We start from the raw sequence: 19,475 nt of genomic DNA, 5'->3' as shown, positions 1-19,475 counted from the left end.
TGAGGTCACAGGTACTGACCCGTGTTGGACGCGGTGTCGATCTCCTTGCCCTGCGTCGAGCCCTTGCCGGTGACGAGCGTGCGGATGTAGACGATCCGCTCGCCCTTCTTGCCGGAGATGCGGGCCCAGTCGTCGGGGTTGGTCGTGTTCGGCAGGTCCTCGGACTCGGCGAACTCGTCCACCACGGCGTCGAGCAGGTGCTGCACCCGCAGACCGGACTGCTTGGTCTCCAGGTGCGACTTGATCGCGGACTTCTTCGCCCGCCCGACGATGTTCTCGATGACCGCGCCGGAGTTGAAGTCCTTGAAGTACAGGACCTCCTTGTCCCCGTTGGCGTAGGTCACCTCGAGGAACCGGTTGTCGTCGGTCTCGGCGTACATCCGCTCGACGACCCGCTCGATCATGCCGTCGAGGCACGCCTGGCGGTTGCCGCCGAACTCGGCGACGTCCTCGTCGTGGACCGGCAGGCCCTCGATGAGGTACTTGCCGAAGATGTCGATCGCCGCCTCCGCGTCGGGACGCTCGATCTTGATCTTCACGTCGAGCCGGCCCGGCCGCAGGATCGCGGGGTCGATCATGTCCTCGCGGTTGGACGCGCCGATCACGATGACGTTCTCGAGGCCCTCGACACCGTCGATCTCGCTGAGCAGCTGCGGGACGATCGTCGTCTCGACGTCGCTGGACACGCCCGACCCGCGGGTGCGGAAGATCGAGTCCATCTCGTCGAAGAACACGATCACCGGAGTGCCCTCGGACGCCTTCTCGCGCGCCCGCTGGAAGATCATCCGGATGTGCCGCTCGGTCTCGCCGACGAACTTGTTGAGCAGCTCGGGGCCCTTGATGTTGAGGAAGTGCGCCTTGATGTCGCGGCTGTCCTCACCGCGCTGCTCGGCGACCTTCTTCGCCAGCGAGTTCGCCACCGCCTTCGCGATGAGCGTCTTGCCGCAGCCGGGCGGGCCGTAGAGCAGGACGCCCTTCGGCGGGCGGAGCTGGTACTCGCGGAAGAGGTCCGCGTGCAGGAACGGCAGCTCCACCGCGTCGCGGATGGAGTCGATCTGCCGCGAGAGGCCGCCGATGTCGGTGTACGCGACGTCGGGGACCTCCTCCAGCACGAGCTCCTCGACCTCGGCCTTGGGCACCTTCTCGTAGGCGTAGCCCACCTTGGTGTCGACCATGAGCGAGTCGCCGGGCTTGAGCTCCGGGGAGTCCGGCCCGAACAGCGAGTCGGCGAGGTGGATGACCCGTTCCTCGTCGGCGTGCCCGATGATCAGCGCGCGCGTCCGCGAGCCGTCCTCCTCGGTGAGGACCTCCCGCAGCGAGCAGACCTCGCCGATGCGCTCGTAGTCGCCACCCTCGACGACGGTGAGCGCCTCGTTGAGGCGCACCGACTGGCCACGCGTGAGTTCGGCGGCCTCGACGGCGGGGGACACGGCGACGCGCATCCTCCGGCCGGACGTGAAGACGTCGACCGTCTGATCCTCGTGGAGGGTCAGGAACACGCCGTAGCTCGACGGCGGCTGCGCGAGACGGTCCACCTCCTCGCGGAGCGCGACGAGCTGGGCCCGCGCCTCCTTGAGGGTGTCGGTGAGCTTGTCGTTGCGCTCGGTCAGTTGGGACACCCGCGCCGCCGAGTCCGCGAGCCGCTGCTCGAGGATCCGGGTGTGGCGCGGGGACTCGGTCAGTTTCCGACGCAGCAGGGCGACCTCTTCTTCGAGGAATCGCACCTGCGCGGCCATGTCGGCCGCACCGCGTTCGCGGCCCTGGTCGGATCGGCCCCTGGGGTCGTCGTTCATGCTCACGGCGCCCTCCTCCCGCTACTCCGTGGCGTCACCGTACCCGGGAATCCGGGTGTCCGTGGAGTAGCGAGCCGGTGACGGACTTCTCGCGCCGTTGGCTTGCTTTTGTCACCGAGCGTGCTTCTTGCGGGTTCAGACGTGTGCTACCGACTCCGCGTCGGGCGGCGCTGCACCCGCGGCGGGGTGACCCCGTCGGCGAGCCGGCGGGCGGTCACGAGGAACGCGGTGTGGGCGATCATCCGGTGCTCCGGACGAACTGCCAGCCCGACGCTGTGCCAGGGCCTGACCAGCGATTCCCAGGCCTGCGGCTCGGTCCAGCCGTTCTGGTCGCGCAGGGCCTCGGTGAGGGTCGAGAGCTGGGTGGTGGTGGCCACGTAGCCCACCAGCACGCCCCCGGGAACCAGGACGTTCCGGACGGTGTCCAGGACCTCCCACGGTGACAGCATGTCGAGCACGACCCGGTCGAACGTGCCGGTGGCGTCCGCCATGTCACCGAGGTGGACGTGCCAGTTCGGCGGGTGCTCGCCGAAGAACCGGACCACGTTGGCCTCGGCGTGCTCGAGGTGGTCGTCGCGGATTTCGTAGCTCGTGACGGTGCCCTCCGGCCCCACCGCGCGCAGGAGACTGCAGGTCAGGGCCCCGCTGCCCGCCCCGGCCTCGAGCACGTTCGCTCCCGGGAACACGTCGCCCCACATGACGATCTGCGCCGCGTCCTTCGGGTAGATGACCTGCGCGCCGCGCGGCATGGCGAGCACGTAGTCGGGCAGCAGCGGCCGCAGCGCGAGGTAGGGCGTGTTCGCCGCGGAGTGCACGACGCTGCCCTCGGGGGCGCCGATCAGCTTGTCGTGCGCGATGGCCCCGCGGTGGGTGTGGTAGCTCTGCCCGGGCTCCAGGACGAGGCTGAAGTGCCGGCCCTTCGGGTCGGTCAGCTGCACCCGGTCACCCGGGAGGAACGGCCCGGACCGGGCGGGCCCGCGCCGGTCGGTCTCCGTGTTCCCGACGGCGGGGTCGGTCGCCCCGGGCGCGTCGTCGTGCGGTGCGGGGAGGGCGGCGTCGTCGGCCGCCACGTCGGGGTCACCGTGCCCGTCGGCGATCGTGTCGTCGCCCGTGGTGTCGGCGACCGTGTCGTCGCCCGTGGTGTCGGCGACCGTGTCGTCGGCCGTCATGTCGTCGGCGAGCGCCGGCTCGTCGTGCACCGGCCCGTCGTCGGGCTGTTCGGCGGTGGCGTCGGTCGGGTGCACGGCGGTCAACCCTAGGCGGCCACCTCCAGGGCCCCGGTCGCCCCCTCGCCGGACCATGATCGCGATTTCGTGCGCGACGCGCGCAAGCCCTGATGCGACGCGCTCACGAAGTCCTGATCTCCGCCCTGCCGCGGGTCGCGAGCACCTCCTGGACGGTGCGGACGAACCCCTCGGGGTCGTCCCGCAGCTCGAACCAGTTCGTCCGGATCACGATCCAGCCCTCGACCATCAGCGCGTTCTGCCGACGCGCGTCCCGGAGGAAGGCGCGCAGATCCCGGTGGTAGGCCCATCCATCGATCTCCACCACCACCAGCTGGTCCACGAACGCGAGGTCGAGGACCGCCCGGCCGTAGGCACGGAGCCGGACCTCGTGGTCGGCGGTCCACCCTCGGATCCCGGCCGCCCGCAGGCTGCTGTGCGCCCGACGTTCGGCCTCGGACCGCGCTCCCCCGCCGGCGAGGACGAGCAGCGTGAACGCGAGGGCCGCTCCGTGTCGGCCCGCCCCGAGCCGATGGGCCCGCCACATCGCCTCGAGGTCGACGCCCGCCTGGAGCGCCTGGTCCATGAGGCGCGCACCGAGGGACAACCCCAGGGAGACGACGGCGGCCAGCACGGTGGCGGGCTTCTTCGTCACGGCCACCCCGTCGACCACCACGCGTTCGCCGTCGGGCACGGCGCGGTGCACGAATCGGACCCCAGGTCGTGGCTTCAGGCGCGTGCCGTGCGGGACGGCCACCTCGATCACGGCCGGACAGATGTCCGTCAGGCGCCACCAGAAGGCGGCCGCGCACCCGACGACGGTGCCGACCTGCCCCACCGACAGCGCGACGGCCCGCACCCGGGAGCGGGGCGTCACGGCGTGGTCGGCGGCCCTCAGGACGCCGTGCAGGTCCTTCTGCCACTCCCCCTTCTTCACCCGCGTGGCGATCTGGGCGCGCGTGAACCCGGCCTCCGTCGCCTGCGCGGTGCTCAGCAGCCCGTCCTGGGTACGGATGAGCGTTCGGACCCGGTCGTCCCGGTTCGGCTGTCCCACACGGGCTCTGACGCAGCCGGTGCCGCCGCGGATCCCTCCGACGCGTCCCTCGTGGACTTCGTGAGCGCGTCGCAGCACGGCCTGGGCGTGTCGCTCACGACGTCGCGATCACCGGAGCGGCGTCCCGCTGAGGAGGACCGAGGTTGTCGGGGGTCGCCTCTACCGTGCGGGACATGATCGAGACGACGAGCCCCACCGTCCCCGCCCCGCGCGCTCCGCAGGAGGGCCGGACCCGGCGGCGGCCGGCACTGTCCCCGTCCCGGGCCGGGGACTTCAAGCAGTGCCCGCTGCTCTACCGCTTCCGGGCGGTGGACCGCCTCCCGGAGCGGCGCAGCCCCGCCCAGCTGCGCGGGATCGTGGTGCACGCGGTGCTGGAGCGGCTCTTCGCGCTCGACCCACCGCTGCGCCGACCTGAGCGGGCTCACCGGCTCCTGGCCGAGGTGGTCGCCGAGCTCGACGACGACGACCACGCGCTGCTCGGCGACCCGGCCGCGGCGGCCGCCCTCGTCGACGCGTACTTCGCGATGGAGGACCCCCGGCGGCTGCGGCCCGAGGCGTGCGAGGTGTACCTGGAGACCGAGCTCGCGTCCGGGGTCGGGCTGCGCGGCTACGTCGACCGGCTCGACGTCTCGCCGGAGGGCGACGTGCGGATCGTCGACTACAAGACCGGGTCGGCGCCCCGCGAGGTGTTCGAGGCCCGGGCCCTGTTCCAGCTGAAGTTCTACGCGCTCGTCCTGCTGCGGGCCCGCGGCGTGCTGCCCCGCCAGCTGCGGTTGATGTACCTCGCCGACGGCCAGAGCCTCACCCACGCGCCGTCGGTGGCCGAGCTGGAGCGGTTCGAACGAACCGTCGTGGCGCTGTGGGCCGCGATCCTGCGTGCGGCGCCCACCGGCGACTTCCGGCCGAACCCGGGTCGGGCGTGCAGCTGGTGCTCCCACCAGGCAGTCTGCCCAGCGTTCGGCGGTACGCCGCCGGACTACCCCGGCTGGCCCGGTGACAGCCGCGACGTGCGCCCCGACGAGACCGTGGAGACCGCTCCCCCATGACCGCCCCCGTCCCCGAGCCCTACTTCCGTCTCCTCGACGACGACCGGCAGGACGGCACGCGGGTGGAGGCCTCCGCGTCGACGGCCGGGCCGTGGTTCGCGGACGCACAGCACATGGGCCCGCCCAGTGCCCTGCTGGTGCGGGCCCTGGAGCGGTGCTCGGGGCGCGACGACGTGCGGCTCGCCCGGGTGACCGTGGAGGTGCTCGGCAAGGTGCCGGTGGGCGAGCTCGTCGTCCGCGCGGAGGTCACGCGGTCCGGGCGCACCATCGAGCTGGTCACCGCCGAGCTCGCCGCGCCCGACCCGGCGACGGGCACGACGCGCGCGGTCGCCCGGGCCCACGCCTGGTTCCACGGTGTCGGTGACACCACAGGGGTGGTCACGGTGCCGGGCACGGCGATGCCGACGATGCCGGGTCCCGAAGCCGGGTCCTCCCGTGACATCCCCGACGGCTGGCTGCCGGGCTACCTGACGTCGGTGGACTGGCGGTGGATCTGGGGCGGGCTCGACGTCGACGGGCCCGGGCAGGCGTGGGGTCGACTGCGGGGGCAGGTGGTGGAGGGCGAGGAGCCGTCCCCGGTCCAGCGCCTCGCCGCGGTGGCCGACTCGACCAACGGGTGCGCGAGCCGGCTCGACCTCCGGCGCTGGCTCTTCGTCAACACCGACCTGACCCTCCACCTGCACCGGGTGCCGAGCGGCGAGTGGACCGGACTCGACGCCGACAGCGTCATCGGACCCGAGGGGACCGGTACGGCGTACTCGGTGCTGCACGACGAGCAGGGGCCGGTCGGCCGCGCCGCCCAGGCGCTGACCGTCCGACCCCGCTAGGAGCCCGTCGGAGAGCCCGCAGGGGCCAGCTCAGCGGCCGGCCACGCCCATCCGCGCCACGGCGGGGTCGGCCGACGAGGGCGACTCGGCCGGCGGCGGGGTGGCGCCCGGCATGGAGCTCACGCCGCCGTGCCCCGGCAGCACCGCGCGGCAGGACTGCAGGGAGGAGGTCACGATGCCGGTGCAGCCGAGATCGGCGAGCTCGTCCATGACGTCGTTGACGCGGCTGCGGCGCACCATCGACCGGACCGCGACCCAGCCCTCGAGCGACAGCGGCGCGACGGTCGGCGACTGCACCCCGGGCGTGATCTGGACGGCCTCGTCCTGGACGACCTGCGGGCAGTCGTAGTCGAGCATCACGTACTGCCGGGCGAACACCACGCCGCGCAGCCGCTCGATGAAGCGGTACTTGGCCTTCGTGATCTCCGGCGAGTCGGGTTGCTGGTCGAACTTGGCGTTGCGGTCGACGATCACGGCCTCGGACTCGAGGATCGGGTCGCCGATCGGCTCGAGGCCGTGCTGGGCGAGCGTGCGGCCGGTCGAGACGACGTCGGCGATGGCGTCGGCCACCTCCAGCTCGATCGAGACCTCCACGGCCCCGTCGAGGCGGATGACGTCCTTGGCCGAGATGCGCTGCTGGGCGAGGTTGGCGCGCACCAGGCGCGGGAAGGAGGTCGCGATCCGCTTGCCGGCGAGGTCCTGCACCGTCCAGCCGCGGGCCATCGGGGCCGCATAGCGGAACTGCGAGTTGCCGAACCCGAGTTTGAGCACCTCGTTGACCGAGGCCGACGACTCCTCGGTCAGGTCGTGCCCGGTGATCCCCAGGTGGAGCTGGCCCTCGGAGACGTAGGTCGCGATGTCCTTGGGGCGGAGGTAGAAGAACTGCACGCCGTTGTTGCGGTCGTGCAGGGACAGGTCACGGTTGTCCGACCGCTGCCGGTACCCGGCGTCGCGCAACATGCGCGACGCCTCCTCGGCGAGGGACCCCTTGTTCGGGACGGCGACGCGGAGCATGGCTCTCTCCTGGCGGCACCGCGGATCGCCGCGATGCCCGAGTCGATTGGTTCAGAGGTACTTGTACACGTCGTCGAGCGTCAGCCCGCGACCGAGCATGATCACCTGCGTCCGGTAGAGCAGCTGGGAGATCTCCTCGGCGAGCTTGTCGTCGGTCTCGTGCTCGGCGGCCAACCACACCTCGCCCGCCTCCTCCAGCACCTTCTTGCCCTGTGCGTGGACCCCGGCGTCGAGCGCGGCGACCGTGCCGGAGCCCTCGGGTCGATCGCGTGCCTTGGTGCTGAGCTCCTCGAAGAGCCCCTCGAACGTCTTCACGTCGGAAAATGGTCGCATCATCCGCCCGGTCGGGCTGCACCGGCGGGGGCACCTGCTCCGGACGGTCCTGGACCATCGGCGGAGTGCAATCGCGGAAGCACCACTCACTGCTCCGAACGAACTAATCGACGTTCGCCGACAGGAGCAACCGCACGTCGCTCAGCGTGAACCCTTCGAGGGACGCCCGATGAGTACGCCGTGGCCCGTCCGGGACCGGCGGGCCCGCGGGGACGACGAGCACCCACGCGCCGGCCGCCTCCGCCGAGGCCGCGCCGGTCGGTGAGTCCTCCACCGCGACCGCGGTACCCGGGTCGACTCCGAGCAACTCGCAGGCCCGGCGGTAGGGCGCCGGGTCGGGCTTGGTGGCCGTGACCTCGTCGCCGCACACGGTCACGTCGAACCACTCGCGGCCGATCTGGTCCAGCGCGACCTCGGTGAGCTCGCGGTAGGTGCTCGTCACCAGGGCCGTGGCGAGGCCGGCCGCGCGCACCGTCTCCAGCGCCGCGCGCGCCCCGGGCCGCCACGGCAGGCCTTGCACGAAGACCTCGTGGGTGCGGTCGAGCAGCCAGCGACCCGCCTTCTCGACCGAGGCCTCGTCGTCGGGAAGGCCGACCTCGCGCAGCACCGTGGCGGAGGTGCGACGCAGGCTGGAGCCCGTGAGGTCCTCGCGGGTCGCGAGGGAGAGCTCGCCGCCCAGGTGGGCGGCGAGCTCCGTCATCGTGATCGACCAGAGGCCCTCGGAGTCGACCAGCGTGCCGTCCATGTCCCAGAGGACCGCGGCGAGACCGGGAGACGTCATGCGTCGAAGGCCCTACGCGTTGAAATACTTGGCCTCCGGGTGGTGGACCACCAGCGCGTCCGTCGACTGCTCCGGGTGGAGCTGGTCCTCCTCGGAGAGCTCCACGCCGATGCGGCTCGGGTCGAGCAGCTCCACGATCTTCGCCCGGTCCTCGACGTTCGGGCAGGCGCCGTAGCCGAGGGAGTACCGCGCCCCGCGGTAGCCGAGCTTGAAGTACTCGTTGACGTCGGCCGGGTCCTGGTCGGCCATCGTCGAACCGTCGGCGAAGGTCAGCTCCTCGCGGACGCGGCGGTGCCAGAACTCGGCCATCGCCTCGGTGAGCTGCACGCCGAGGCCGTGGACCTCGAGGTAGTCGCGGTAGGAGTTCGCCGCGAACAGCTCGTTGGCGAAGTCCGCGATCGGCTGCCCCATCGTCACCAGGTTCATCGGCATGACGTCGACGCTGCCGAGCTCGGTCGCCTCCTCCCGGGTGCGGAAGAAGTCGGCCAGGCACAGGCGGCGGTCCCGCTTCTGGCGGGGGAACGAGAAGCGGTGCAGCTCGTTCGCGTCGGGCTTGGCCTCGTCGAGCACGACGACGTCCTGGCCCTCGGAGATCACCGGGAAGTAGCCGGCGACGATCGCGGCGTGCGCGAGGATGCCCTCGGACTGCAGCCGGTCGAGCCAGTAGCGCATGCGCGGCCGGCCCTCGGTCTCGACGAGCTCCTCGTAGGAGGGGCCGTCCCCGCCCTTGGAGCCGCGCAGGCCCCACTGCCCGAAGAACGTCGCGCGCTCGTCGAGCAGGGCGGAGTAGTCGGCGAGGCGGACGCCGCGCACGACGCGGGTGCCCCAGAACGGCGGCTGCGGGACCTCGATGCGGCGGGCCACGTCGGAGATCGCGTCCGGGTCGACGGCCTCGACCTCGTCCTTCTCGGCCTCACGCTTGGCCTTGATGCGCTCCGAGCGCTCGCGGCGCTCCTTGCGCTCGGCGGCCTTGGCCTTCTCCTCCTCGGAGGGGCCCTCCCCCGTCATGACGGAGTCCATGAGGCGCAGGCCCTCGAAGGCGTCCTTCGCGTACCGGACGTCGCCCTGGTACAGCTCGCCGAGGTCGTTCTCGACGTAGGAGCGGGTCAGCGCCGCGCCACCGAGCAGCACCGGGTACTTCTCGGCGATCCCGCGGTCGTTCATCTCCTTCAGGTTGTCCTTCATGACCACCGTCGACTTGACCAGCAGCCCGGACATCCCGATGGCGTCGACCTTGTTCTCCTCGGCGGCCTCGAGGATCGCGTTGATCGGCTGCTTGATGCCGATGTTGACGACGTCGTAGCCGTTGTTCGACAGGATGATGTCGACGAGGTTCTTGCCGATGTCGTGGACGTCGCCCTTGACCGTCGCCAGCAGGATCTTGCCCTTGCCGGAGTTCTCGGTCGCCTCCATGTGCGGCTCGAGATGGGCCACGGCCGCCTTCATCACCTCGGCCGAGGCGAGCACGAACGGCAGCTGCATCTTGCCCGCGCCGAACAGCTCGCCGACGACCTTCATGCCACCGAGCAGGTCGGTGTTGATGATCTCGAGCGGGTCCTTCTCCTCCATGCCCGCGTTCAGGTCCTCCTCGAGACCGTTGCGGTTGCCGTCGACGATGCGCTGGGCGAGGCGCTCGAACAGCGGCATGGCCGCGAGCTCCTCGGCGCGCTGGTCCTTCGACGACTGCGCCGAGACGCCCTCGAAGAGGTTCATGAAGTGCTGCAGCGGGTCGTAGCCCTCGCGGCGGCGGTCGTAGACCAGGTCCAGCGCCGCCTCGCGCTGGTCGTCCTGGATCTGCGACATCGGCAGGATCTTCGCCGAGTTCACGATGGCGGTGTCGAGGCCCGCGTCCACGCACTCGGAGAGGAACACCGAGTTGAGCACCTGCCGTGCGGCCGGGTTGAGGCCGAACGAGATGTTCGAGAGTCCGAGCGTGGTCTGGACCTCGGGGTGGCGCTCCTTGAGCTGCCTGATCGCGTTGATCGTCTCGATGCCGTCCTTGCGGACCTCCTCCTGACCGGTGGAGATCGGGAAGGTGAGGCAGTCGATGATGATGTCCTCGGTGCGGATGCCCCAGTTGGTGTTGAGGTCCTCGATGAGGCGGAAGGCGATGCGCGTCTTCCACTCCGCGGTGCGGGCCTGGCCCTCCTCGTCGATGCAGAGACCGACGATGGCGGCGCCGTGCTCCTTGGCGATCCGCATGATCTTCTGGAACCGCGAGTCGGGCCCGTCGCCGTCCTCGTAGTTCACCGAGTTGATCGCGGAGCGGCCGCCGAGCTGCTCCAGGCCGGCCTCGAGCACCTCGGGCTCGGTGGAGTCGAGCACGACCGGCAGCGTCGAGGCGGTCGACACGTCGTGGGCGAGCCGGTTCATGTCCGCCGTGCCGTCGCGGCCGACGTAGTCGATGCAGAGGTCCATCCAGTGCGCGCCCTCACGGGTCTGCGCCTTGGCGATGTCCACGCACTTCTCGTAGTCCTCGGCGACCATCGCCTCGCGGAACGCCTTCGAGCCGTTCGCGTTCGAGCGCTCGCCGATCATCAGCAGGCCGGCGTCCTGGCGGAACGGCACCGAGTGGTACATCGACGAGATGCCCGGCTCGGGCTTCGGGTCGCGCGGGGTCGGCGTGAGGTCGCGGCAGGTCTCGGCGAGCGCGCGGACGTGCTCGTTCGTGGTCCCGCAGCAGCCGCCGACGAGCTGCAGGCCGTAGTCGGTGATGAACGAGGCGCAGTAGTCCGCCAGCTCCTGGGGCTGCAGCGGGTACTCGGGGCCGTTCGGTCCGAGCTCGGGCAGGCCGGCGTTGGGCATCACCGTCACCGGGATGCGCGACTGCCGCGACAGGGCGCGCAGGTGCTCGCTCATCTCGGCCGGGCCGGTGGCGCAGTTCAGGCCGATGCCGTCGATGCCGAGGGGCTCGAGCGCGGTCAGGGCCGCCGTGATCTCGGAGCCGACCAGCATGGTGCCGGTGAGCTCGACGGTGACGTGGCAGATGACCGGGACGCGGCGGCCGTACTGCTCCATCGCCCGGTAGGCGCCGAGGATCGCGGCCTTGGACTGCAGGAGGTCCTGGCAGGTCTCGACGAGGATCGCGTCGGCGCCGCCCTCCAGCTGGCCGAGGACCGACTCGACGTAGGCGTCGCGCAGCTTCGCGTACGGGGCGTGGCCGAGGGTCGGCAGCTTCGTGCCGGGGCCGTTGGAGCCGAAGACGAAGCGCGGGCGGTCGGCGGTCGCGAACTCGTCGGCCGCCTCCCGGGCGATCCTCGTGCCGGCCAGCGACAGCTCGTAGATCCGCTCGGGGATGTCGTACTCGTTGAGGTTCGGCCAGTTGGTGCCGAAGGTGTTCGACTCGATGACGTCCGCGCCGGCGTCGAGGTGGCCCAGGTGGACCTGCTTGACGGCGTCCGGGCGGGACACGTTCAGAATCTCGTTGCACCCCTCGAGATCCTGGAAGTCCTCGAGGGTCAGATCCTGGTCCTGCAGGGCCGTTCCCATCGCGCCGTCACCGATGAGGACGCGGGAGTGCAGGGCTTGCAGGAAAGGTGACTCACTCGGGGTAGTCATCACACGATCGTAACGTGACGAGCGGGTCAACCGTCTGCCCTGCGAGCCTCGTCACGACCCGTAAACTGGCCCGGTGTCCGCCTCCGACGACGCCGGAATCCCTGCTCGAGAGCTGAACGACCCGGTCATGCTGTGTGCGTTCGAGGGCTGGAACGACGCGGGGGACGCCGCGAGCACGGCCGTCGAACACCTCGCCCTGAACTGGGACGCCACGGAACTGGGTGCGATCGACCCCGAGGACTACTACGATTTCCAGGTCTCGCGGCCGACCGTGCGCCTCGTCGACGGGATCAGCCGGGCGATCGACTGGCCGACCACGCGCTTCACGCTCTGCCGTCCGCCGGGGTCCGAGCGGGACCTCGTGCTCGTCCGCGGTATCGAGCCGAACATGCGGTGGCGGTCCTTCGTGGGCGAGATCGTGGCCAAGGCCGAGGAGCTCGGCGTCACCACGGTGATCACGCTCGGTGCGCTCCTGGCCGACACCCCGCACACCCGGCCGGTCCCGGTCACCGGGTCGTCCTTCGACAAGGAGTCGGCCGCCCGCTACGGCCTCTCCAGCTCGCGCTATCAGGGACCCACCGGCGTGACCGGCGTCCTCAACGACGCCTGCGTGCAGGCCGGCATCCCCGCCATCTCCTTCTGGGCCGCGGTCCCCCACTACGTGTCGCAGCCGCCGGCGCCGAAGGCGACGATCGCGCTGCTGCAGCGCGTCGAGGAGGTCCTCGACGTCGAGGTCCCGCTCGGCGGGCTGCCCGAGCAGGCCGAGAAGTGGGAGCGCACCGTCTCCGAGATGGCCGACGAGGACGACGAGGTCCGTGAGTACGTCAAGGCCCTCGAGGAGGCCGGCGACGCGGAGTCCGACCTCCAGGAGGCCTCGGGCGACGAGATCGCCGCCGACTTCGAGCGCTACCTGCGCCGCCGCGACCCGGGCGGTCCGGGCGACGTCGCCGGTGGCTCCAACTTCGGTGGTCCCTGGGAGCGGTAGCCCCCTCTGTGGCAGGAAAGCGTCGTTGCCGGCGTCGGATGCCGGCAACGACGCTTTCCTGCCACGAGGGATGGGTTCAGCGCAGCGTCCGCGCCGACTCGAGCGACAGCACGGGGCCGCGCGGCAGGAGACCGACCACACTGCGCGGGGCCGGGCGCGGCTCGCCCAGCCCGAGCGCGGCCGCCGCAGCCCGTCCGGCGACCGGGAAGACCCGGCCGACCTGGTCCACGACCACCCCGCGCTCGGGATCGAACGGCTCCCCCGGGCCGACCGGCACCACGTACGCACCCGCCCCGGCGATGCGGACCGACGTGACCGCCCCCGGGGCGCCGGGCTCGCCGAGCGGGGTCGGTGGCACCGGTGCGGGCAGGTCGGCCGCCACCGAGACGGTGGTGCGGCCCTCGACCGTCGGGGACGTGCAGGCGACGGGCGCGTCCTCGACGCCCAGGACCTGCGGGAAGGTCCGGGGGTAGGCGCCCAGGTCGACCCCGACCGCGCGGGGCAGGCCGTCGGCCACGGCCACGGGCACCTCGGCGACGCGGGGGTCGGCGCCGGGCGAGGCGAAGCGGACCAGCTCGGCCACGACGTCGGGCACCTCCTGCACCCCGCCGTCGAGCACCACCAGGAACCGGGCGGGTGCGCTGCCCGCGATCCGGGCGACCGCGCCGATCGGCAGTCCCAGCACGCGGGTGCCGGGATCGGTGGGCGCGAGCCCCGCCCCGGGGACGCGCGGCGGCACGAGCGGCGCGCCCTCGGGCAGGGTCGCGAGCAGGGCCGAGCCGGCCGGACGGGCCGGGACGCCCGCGATGGTCAGGCCGCGCACCACGGCGCCCGCCGCCGGGTCGACGGCGGCTCGACGGCCCTCCGCGACCAGCCAGGTCCGCCCGTCGTCGCCGCGCAGCAGCAGGGACTCCCCCGTCGCCAGGGGACGGCCGAGCTCGGCCTGACCGCCGAGCACGATCCCGCGCACGCCGGGACCGGCCGGGACGTCGCAGACCGCCCAGACGTCGGGCGTCGGAGGGCTCGCCGTGTCCGGCAGCACCGAGGGCGCCCCGGTGAGCCCCACGGGCACGGTGCGCTCCACGCCGGCGAGCGCGTCGTCGCGGACGGGCGTCGGGTCGGCCGGGGCGAGACCGGCGTCCGGGTCGGCGCGCCGCGGGTCGACGTCGGCGGCGAGCAGCCGGGCCGAGGTGAGGTCGGTGGTGGGTACGAGGCGCGGCGACGGCTCGCGTGCCACGACGTAGAGCGCCCCGCTCGGGACGCCCCGGACGATGGTCGCCGCCCGCCAGTCGGTGTCGCCCCGCACCAGCCCGACCACGGCGGCCGCCGCGAGCCCGAGCGCCGCCAGCACGGCCCCGACCACCACCGCCCGACGGCGGGTGTGCTCCGGATCGCGGTCGGCGTGCGGGTCCCGCTCGACGAGGGCCTGGTCGAGCCGCCGCGCCGCCCCTCGCCGCGCCCGGGCCTGGGCGGCCGTCGCGGGGGGCGCGGGGCGGGACATGCGCTACTCGGCGATCGCGTGCGCGCGCAGGTCGTCGAGGTCCACCCACTCCAGCGTGCGCGCGTGGGTGGCCTCGAGGACGACGGGCGGAGCGACCCCGCCGTCGAGGGCCTCCTTCCACCGGCCCGCGCACAGACACCAGCGGTCGCCCGGCGTCAGCCCGGGGAACCCGGTGTCGGCGCGCGTCAGGTCGTTGCCGCGGGCGGCGGAGAACTCCAGGAACTCGGCGGTGACGCGGGCGCACACGGTGTGCACGCCGGCGTCGTCCGCACCGGTCTCGCAGCAGCCGTCGCGGTAGAAGCCGGTGACGGGGTCGTGGCTGCAGTCGGCGAGCTCGCCGCCGAGCACGTTGCGGGCCATCGGGGTCCTCCTGGTCTCGACCGTCAGCGCAGGGTGACGCCGAGCAGGGCGTCGATCGCGGTCGCCGCCCGGGACCCGCCGTCGGGAAGGGTCCCGGAGCCGGGTCGCCGGAGCGCCTCGTCGGCCCACGCGTCGATCGCGACGAGGGCACCGGGGCTGTCGAGGTCGTCGGCGAGGTGGCCGCGGACCTTCTCGATCGTGTCGGTCGGGTCGGGCGCCGCGTCGAGCGAGACCGCCTCCCGCCACCGGTGCAGCCGGGCCTGGCCGCCGGTCAGGAGGTCGGCGGTCCACGAGCGGTCGGTGCGCCAGTGGCCCGAGAGCAGCGCGAGGCGCACGGCCATGGGGTCGACCCGGTCGGCTCGCAGGCGGGAGACGAAGACGAGGTTGCCCTTCGACTTCGACATCTTCTCGCCGTCGAGGCCGATCATCCCGGCGTGGCAGTAGTGGCGGGCCATCGGGTGGATGCCGGTGAGGGCCTCGCCGTGGGCCGAGCCGAACTCGTGGTGGGGGAAGGCGAGGTCGGACCCGCCGCCCTGCACGTCGTAGGCGTCCCCGAGGCGGTTCATCGCGATCGCGGTGCACTCGACGTGCCAACCCGGCCGGCCGTCGCCGAGGTCGGAGGACCAGGACGGCTCGCCCTCCCGGGCGGTGCGCCAGAGCAGGGCGTCGAGCGGGTGGCGCTTGCCGCGCCGGTCGGGATCACCGCCGCGCTCCGGGAAGATGCGCTCCATCTCCGCGGTCGAGTACCGGGAGACGTAGCCGAAGTCGGCGGTCGTCGTGTGGTCGAAGTAGACGTCGGGGTGCTCCGGGTCGTCCGCCCGGTAGGCGGCCCCGGAGGCCAGGAGCTTGCCGACCAGCTCGGTGATCTCGTCCATCGCCTCGACCGCGCCGATGTAGTCCTGCGGCGGGAGGACCCGCAGCGACTCCATGTCCTCGCGGAAGAGCGCGGTCTCGCGCATGCCCAGGACGACCCAGTCGTCCGAGTCGCGCTCCGCCCGCTCGAGCAGCGGGTCGTCGATGTCGGTGACGTTCTGGACGTAGTGCACGTCGTGCCCCGCGTCGCGCCAGCACCGGTTGACGAGGTCGAAGGCCAGGTAGGTCGCGGCGTGCCCGAGGTGGGTCGCGTCGTAGGGGGTGATCCCGCAGACGTACATCCGGGCGCCGGACGCGCCGGGCGCGGTGGGGCGGATCTCGCCGGCCGAGGTGTCGAACAGCCGCAGCGGGGGCGGTGTGCCGGGCACCGGGGGGACGTCGACTCCAGACCACGAACGCATGCCGCCGACCTTATGCCCACCCGCGCCGTGACCGGTGGTGAACGGTCCGGGCAGAGGCACTCGGAGGGTCCCGGTCGGGTCCCGTCGCAGGTCCGCCGCGGGCGAGCACGACGGGCCTGTCCCGGAGGAACCGGGACCCGACCGGGGATGGCGGGAGTCGCGGGGGGGTTCGACTCCTGCCGTATCCCAGAGTAACCGACCCGCTAGGACCGATCGGGTGGACCCATTCGCCGGAACCGGTTACTTCCAGCACATTCGTGACAGGGAGCCACAGGGTGATCCTTTGTCTCCGGCTCCTCAGCGCCGGCGACTGTGGAGGTAGTCACTCACGACCGCCGCCCCGAGGCCGTCGAGGTCCGGAGCCACGACCCGTCCGCCGCTGCGACGGGCGACCATGTCGACGAAGGCCTCCAGCCGCGGGTCCTCACCCAGCATGAAGACCGTCAGCGCGGCCTTGAGGCGGGCGATCGCGTCCACCTCGTTCAGCGTGGCCCGCAGCGTCTCCGGCGTCGGCGGGTAGTCGAAGACCGCGTGCCCGTCCGGCTCGAGGTGCGCGGTCGGCTCGCCGTCGGTGACCACGAGCACGACCGGCGCCGCGTCGGAGTGCCGACGCAGGTGCCGGCCCGCGAGCAGCAGGGCGTGGTGCAGGTTGGTGCCCTGCTCCCACACCCCCTCCAGCCCGGTGAGCTGCGCGAGGTCGACCGCCTGGGCGTGCCGCCCGAACGTGATGATCTGCAGGGCGTCGCCACGGAAGCGCGTCGACACCAGGTGGTGCAGGGCCAGGGCGGTGCGCTTCATCGGCACCCACCGGCCGTCGGCCACCATCGACCACGACGTGTCCACGCACAGCGCGACCGCCGCCCGCGTGCGCTGCTCGGTCTCGACGATCTCCACGTCGGTGACGTCGAGGGCCCGCGTGTCACCGCCTGCCTTGCGCAGCTCGGCGTTGAGCAGCGTGCGGGAGGTGTCCCAGCGCTCGGTGTCGCCGAACGCCCACGGGCGGGTCGCCCCGCTCGCCTCCCCCGCGGCGCCGGAACGCTGCGTCTCCCGCTCGCCCCGGCGGGTCGAGAGCGATCCGACGACGTCGCGCAGCGCGGACTGGCCGAGCTGGCGCAGCGCCTTGGGCGACAGGGTCAGCGCCCCGTCCGGGCCGCGCTCGAACACGCCCTGGTTCTCCAGCTCGCGCTCGAGCTCCGCGAGCCGCTGGGCGTCGACTCGGGCCTGCCGGCCCAGCGACGCCTCGAGGGCCTCCAGGTCGATGTCCTCCATGCGCGCGCCCGGGTAGCTCTGCGAGAGCTGCTCGGACAGCGAGTCGAGCTGCGCGAGCTGCTCCATCGCCCGCGTCGCCTCGCCCATGCCCATCGGGTTGTCGCCCCGGAAGCGGCCCTGCCCGTCCCAGTCCTCGCCGGGCCGCATCGCCTGCAGCTGCGAGTCCAGCCGGGAGAGCTGCTCGGCCAGCCGCGGGTCGCCGAAGGCCGACTGCATCAGGCCCTCGAGCTCGGCCCGCTGCTCGGCCGACAGCGAGTTCATCATCCGCTGGGCGGCCGCCGACCGCTGCGCCAGGATGTCGACCAGTTCCTCGACGTTCTTCGGGTTCTCCGGGAAGTACTGCCCGTGCTTGCCCATGAACTCCGCGAACTGCTCCGCGGTGTCCTCGCCCCGGCCGTGCGACTCCAGCAGGTCGTTGAGGTCGGAGAGCATCTCGCGCACCCCCTCGACGTCCTCGGGGCTCGCGTTCTGCATCGCCTCCTTCATGCCCTGGAAGCGCTGGTCGAGGGCCTCGCGGCCCATCAGATCCTGGATCTGCTGGTACGCCTGACGCGCCTCGGCGTTGCGCCAGTCGTAGTTCTGCAACTCGTTCACGGCGCCGGCGGTCGAGTCCGGGAGCGCGTCGAGCGACATCTCCCGGAACCGCGCGTCGTCGGAGTCCTCGGCCTGCAGCGAGTTCCGCTCGGCCTCGAGCGCCTGGTCGAGGAGCTCCCGGATCTCCTGGAGCGTGCCGTCGATCCGGTTCTCGCGCTGCAGGTTGCGACGCTGCTGGTTGAGGCGGCGCTGCAGGTCGTCGAGACCCTGCTGGTCGCGCAGCCCCCGACGCATCAGCTCGCGCATCGCCTGGCGGGGGCTGGTGCCCTCCATGACGTCGCGCCCGAGCTGGTCCATCGCCTCGCGGATGTCGAACGGCGGGGCGAGCGGGTCGGGTCCGTCGTAGAACCGGCCGTAGGAGTACCGACCGGGCGAGGGCCTGCGGCCCCCGCTGTCACTGGGTTCAGCCGCCATAGGTGACCGTGTCCTCGTCGGAGTCGCTGTCCTTGGCCAGCTTGCGGGTGAGGTACAGGTGCTCGAGCGCCAGCTCGACGGCCGAGGCGAGGGGCCCTGGAGCCTCGGTGTCGCCCGCGCCGAGGCGGTCGGCGACCGTGCGGACGACCGGGATCGACGGGAGGGCGGCGACCACCTCGCGGGCCGGCACCCGCTCCCCCGTGACCACTCGGCGGCCCTCGGCGACGGCGTCGGCGAGCGGGCCGAGGTCGACCCCGGCGAGCCGCTTGCGGGCCGTCTCGGCGACCGCGCGCCGCAGCAGGTGCGTCAGGAGCTCCTCCTCGCGGCCCTCCTCGCCGGACTCGAACTCGAGCTTGCCGCGCAGCACCGGCGGCACCGCCTCGAGGTCGACCGGGCGGGCGACCGGGGCGTCCTCCCCCGTCACCGCGGCCCGGCGCAGCGCCGCCGCGGCGACGGTCTCGGCGGCGGCCACGGAGAACCGCGCCGAGACGCCGGAGCGCTGGTCGATCGCGCTCGCGCCGCGCAGGTTGCGGGTGAAGCGGGCGATGACCTCGAGCAGGTGGTCGGGCACCTCGGCGACGACGTCCGCCTCCTGCTGGATGAGCCGGACCTCCCCGGCGACCTCCAGCGGGTAGTGCGTGCGGACCTCGGCGCCGAAACGGTCCTTGAGCGGCGTGATGATGCGGCCGCGGTTGGTGTAGTCCTCGGGGTTGGCGCTCGCGACGAGGAGGATGTCGAGCGGCAGGCGCAGCGTGTAGCCGCGGACCTGGATGTCCCGCTCCTCCATGACGTTGAGCAGCGCGACCTGGATGCGTTCGGCGAGGTCGGGCAGCTCGTTGACCGTCACGATCCCGCGGTGCGCGCGCGGCACGAGGCCGTAGTGGATCGTCTCCGGGTCACCGAGCGAGCGGCCCTCGGCGACCTTCACCGGGTCGACGTCCCCGATGAGGTCCGCGACGCTCGTGTCCGGCGTCGCGAGCTTCTCGGCGTACCGCTCGGAGCGGTGCCGCCAGCCGATCCCGAGCGCGTCGCCCTCGAGCGTCACGCGCCGGATGCTCGCCGGGATGATCGGCTGCTCCGGGTGCTCGCCGAGCTCCGAGCCGGCGATGACGGGGGTCCACTCGTCGAGGAGCGCGACGAGGCTGCGCAGCAGACGGGTCTTGCCCTGACCGCGCTCCCCGAGGAGCACGACGTCGTGCCCGGCGAGGATCGCGCGCTCGAACTGCGGCAGCACGGTGCGCTCGAAACCGACGATGCCGGGCCAGGGGTTCTCGCCGGCGCGCAGCGTCGCCAGCAGGTTGTCGCGCAGCTCGTCACGGACGCTGCGCGGGGTCTTCGCGGGGTGATCGCTCGCGCGGAGCTCACCCAGGGTCGTGGGGAGGCCCTCGGGGGGCGTCGGCGTGGTGCTGGGAGCCGTGGCCTGGTTCGGGCGCGGGGTGCTCACCTTCT

The 19,475-nt window shown here is 72.5% G+C and carries 14 protein-coding genes and 1 pseudogene; 3 read left to right on the top strand and 12 right to left on the bottom strand.

All coding sequences use genetic code 11. From position 1 onward, the window contains the following. Positions 1–5: 5 nt before the first annotated feature. The 3 genes and pseudogenes from arc to QSK00_RS10285 form a co-directional block, all read right to left on the bottom strand. The gene (gene arc, locus QSK00_RS10295; RefSeq protein ID WP_285590630.1) at positions 6–1,793 is read right to left on the bottom strand and encodes a proteasome ATPase; all 1,788 of its coding nucleotides are present in this window, start codon (positions 1,791–1,793) and stop codon (positions 6–8) included. A gap of 146 nt (positions 1,794–1,939) precedes the next feature. Continuing rightward, positions 1,940–2,758, bottom strand: a pseudogene (locus QSK00_RS10290) (tRNA (adenine-N1)-methyltransferase); the annotation flags it as partial. A gap of 382 nt (positions 2,759–3,140) precedes the next feature. Next, positions 3,141–4,070, bottom strand: a complete 930-nt coding sequence (locus tag QSK00_RS10285) for a DUF559 domain-containing protein (RefSeq protein ID WP_285590205.1) — start codon at positions 4,068–4,070, stop codon at positions 3,141–3,143. A gap of 173 nt (positions 4,071–4,243) precedes the next feature. Here QSK00_RS10285 and QSK00_RS10280 point away from each other — a divergent pair, with 173 nt between their 5' ends. Both QSK00_RS10280 and QSK00_RS10275 read left to right on the top strand, forming a co-directional pair. Next, on the top strand, positions 4,244–5,116 hold the full coding sequence (locus QSK00_RS10280; protein WP_285590204.1) for a RecB family exonuclease: 873 nt from the start codon (positions 4,244–4,246) through the stop codon (positions 5,114–5,116). After that, positions 5,113–5,943 (top strand): thioesterase family protein, encoded by an 831-nt coding sequence (locus tag QSK00_RS10275; protein ID WP_285590203.1) that lies wholly within the window; start codon positions 5,113–5,115, stop codon positions 5,941–5,943. The genes QSK00_RS10280 and QSK00_RS10275 overlap by 4 nt, the downstream gene beginning before the upstream one ends. 30 nt (positions 5,944–5,973) lie before the next feature. Here the strand turns inward: QSK00_RS10275 and hisG are convergent, their stop codons facing one another. From hisG to metH, 4 genes are all read right to left on the bottom strand, one after another. Beyond that, positions 5,974–6,957 (bottom strand): ATP phosphoribosyltransferase, encoded by a 984-nt coding sequence (hisG, locus tag QSK00_RS10270; RefSeq protein ID WP_285590202.1) that lies wholly within the window; start codon positions 6,955–6,957, stop codon positions 5,974–5,976. 51 nt (positions 6,958–7,008) lie between these two features. Beyond that, the gene (locus QSK00_RS10265; protein ID WP_285590201.1) at positions 7,009–7,272 is read right to left on the bottom strand and encodes a phosphoribosyl-ATP diphosphatase; all 264 of its coding nucleotides are present in this window, start codon (positions 7,270–7,272) and stop codon (positions 7,009–7,011) included. A gap of 121 nt (positions 7,273–7,393) precedes the next feature. After that, positions 7,394–8,071: an HAD family hydrolase gene (locus tag QSK00_RS10260; protein ID WP_285590200.1), complete on the bottom strand. Its 678-nt coding sequence runs from the start codon at positions 8,069–8,071 to the stop codon at positions 7,394–7,396. A 12-nt stretch (positions 8,072–8,083) separates the two neighbouring features. Further along, on the bottom strand, positions 8,084–11,629 hold the full coding sequence (gene metH, locus QSK00_RS10255) for a methionine synthase (RefSeq protein WP_285590199.1): 3,546 nt from the start codon (positions 11,627–11,629) through the stop codon (positions 8,084–8,086). Between the two features lie 127 nt (positions 11,630–11,756). On the opposite strand from metH, the gene QSK00_RS10250 reads away from it, so the two are divergent. Beyond that, positions 11,757–12,614 carry a PAC2 family protein gene (locus tag QSK00_RS10250; RefSeq protein WP_285590629.1) on the top strand — a complete coding sequence of 286 codons (858 nt, stop codon included), beginning with the start codon at positions 11,757–11,759 and terminating at the stop codon, positions 12,612–12,614. A 76-nt stretch (positions 12,615–12,690) separates the two neighbouring features. On the opposite strand, the gene eccB is transcribed toward QSK00_RS10250, so the two are convergent. The 5 genes from eccB to QSK00_RS10225 all read right to left on the bottom strand — a co-directional run bounded on the left by eccB (position 12,691) and on the right by QSK00_RS10225 (position 19,470). After that, on the bottom strand, positions 12,691–14,115 hold the full coding sequence (eccB, locus tag QSK00_RS10245; protein ID WP_285590198.1) for a type VII secretion protein EccB: 1,425 nt from the start codon (positions 14,113–14,115) through the stop codon (positions 12,691–12,693). Positions 14,116–14,118: 3 nt separating this feature from the next. Further along, on the bottom strand, positions 14,119–14,475 hold the full coding sequence (locus QSK00_RS10240; RefSeq protein WP_285590197.1) for a DUF2237 family protein: 357 nt from the start codon (positions 14,473–14,475) through the stop codon (positions 14,119–14,121). Positions 14,476–14,498: 23 nt separating this feature from the next. Beyond that, a complete protein-coding gene (mshC, locus tag QSK00_RS10235) occupies positions 14,499–15,749 on the bottom strand; it encodes a cysteine--1-D-myo-inosityl 2-amino-2-deoxy-alpha-D-glucopyranoside ligase (RefSeq protein ID WP_285590196.1) in 1,251 nt (416 codons plus the stop codon). Positions 15,750–16,046: 297 nt separating this feature from the next. After that, entirely contained in the window at positions 16,047–18,026 is a 1,980-nt protein-coding gene (locus QSK00_RS10230) for a vWA domain-containing protein (RefSeq protein WP_285590195.1), read from the bottom strand. Then, positions 18,016–19,470: an ATP-binding protein gene (locus QSK00_RS10225; RefSeq protein ID WP_502872026.1), complete on the bottom strand. Its 1,455-nt coding sequence runs from the start codon at positions 19,468–19,470 to the stop codon at positions 18,016–18,018. The genes QSK00_RS10230 and QSK00_RS10225 overlap by 11 nt, the downstream gene beginning before the upstream one ends. Between the last annotated feature and the right edge of the window lie 5 nt (positions 19,471–19,475).

The sequence above is a fragment of the Actinomycetospora sp. NBRC 106378 genome, assembly GCF_030269685.1.
Taxonomy (GTDB): Bacteria; Actinomycetota; Actinomycetes; order Mycobacteriales; family Pseudonocardiaceae; genus Actinomycetospora.
Note: the sequence above shows the minus strand (reverse complement) of the source record. Positions and strands in the feature narration are given on the sequence as shown.

Excerpts from the sequence above, each read along its gene's own strand:
- arc (WP_285590630.1), bottom strand. The coding sequence starts at position 1,793 with ATGAACGACGACCCCAGGGGCCGATCCGACCAGGGCCGCGAACGCGGT.
- QSK00_RS10280 (WP_285590204.1), top strand. The coding sequence starts at position 4,244 with ATGATCGAGACGACGAGCCCCACCGTCCCCGCCCCGCGCGCTCCGCAG.
- QSK00_RS10275 (WP_285590203.1), top strand. The coding sequence starts at position 5,113 with ATGACCGCCCCCGTCCCCGAGCCCTACTTCCGTCTCCTCGACGACGAC.
- hisG (WP_285590202.1), bottom strand. The coding sequence starts at position 6,957 with ATGCTCCGCGTCGCCGTCCCGAACAAGGGGTCCCTCGCCGAGGAGGCG.
- QSK00_RS10260 (WP_285590200.1), bottom strand. The coding sequence starts at position 8,071 with ATGACGTCTCCCGGTCTCGCCGCGGTCCTCTGGGACATGGACGGCACG.
- metH (WP_285590199.1), bottom strand. The coding sequence starts at position 11,629 with ATGACTACCCCGAGTGAGTCACCTTTCCTGCAAGCCCTGCACTCCCGC.
- QSK00_RS10250 (WP_285590629.1), top strand. The coding sequence starts at position 11,757 with ATGCTGTGTGCGTTCGAGGGCTGGAACGACGCGGGGGACGCCGCGAGC.
- eccB (WP_285590198.1), bottom strand. The coding sequence starts at position 14,115 with ATGTCCCGCCCCGCGCCCCCCGCGACGGCCGCCCAGGCCCGGGCGCGG.
- QSK00_RS10240 (WP_285590197.1), bottom strand. The coding sequence starts at position 14,475 with ATGGCCCGCAACGTGCTCGGCGGCGAGCTCGCCGACTGCAGCCACGAC.
- mshC (WP_285590196.1), bottom strand. The coding sequence starts at position 15,749 with ATGCGTTCGTGGTCTGGAGTCGACGTCCCCCCGGTGCCCGGCACACCG.
- QSK00_RS10230 (WP_285590195.1), bottom strand. The coding sequence starts at position 18,026 with ATGGCGGCTGAACCCAGTGACAGCGGGGGCCGCAGGCCCTCGCCCGGT.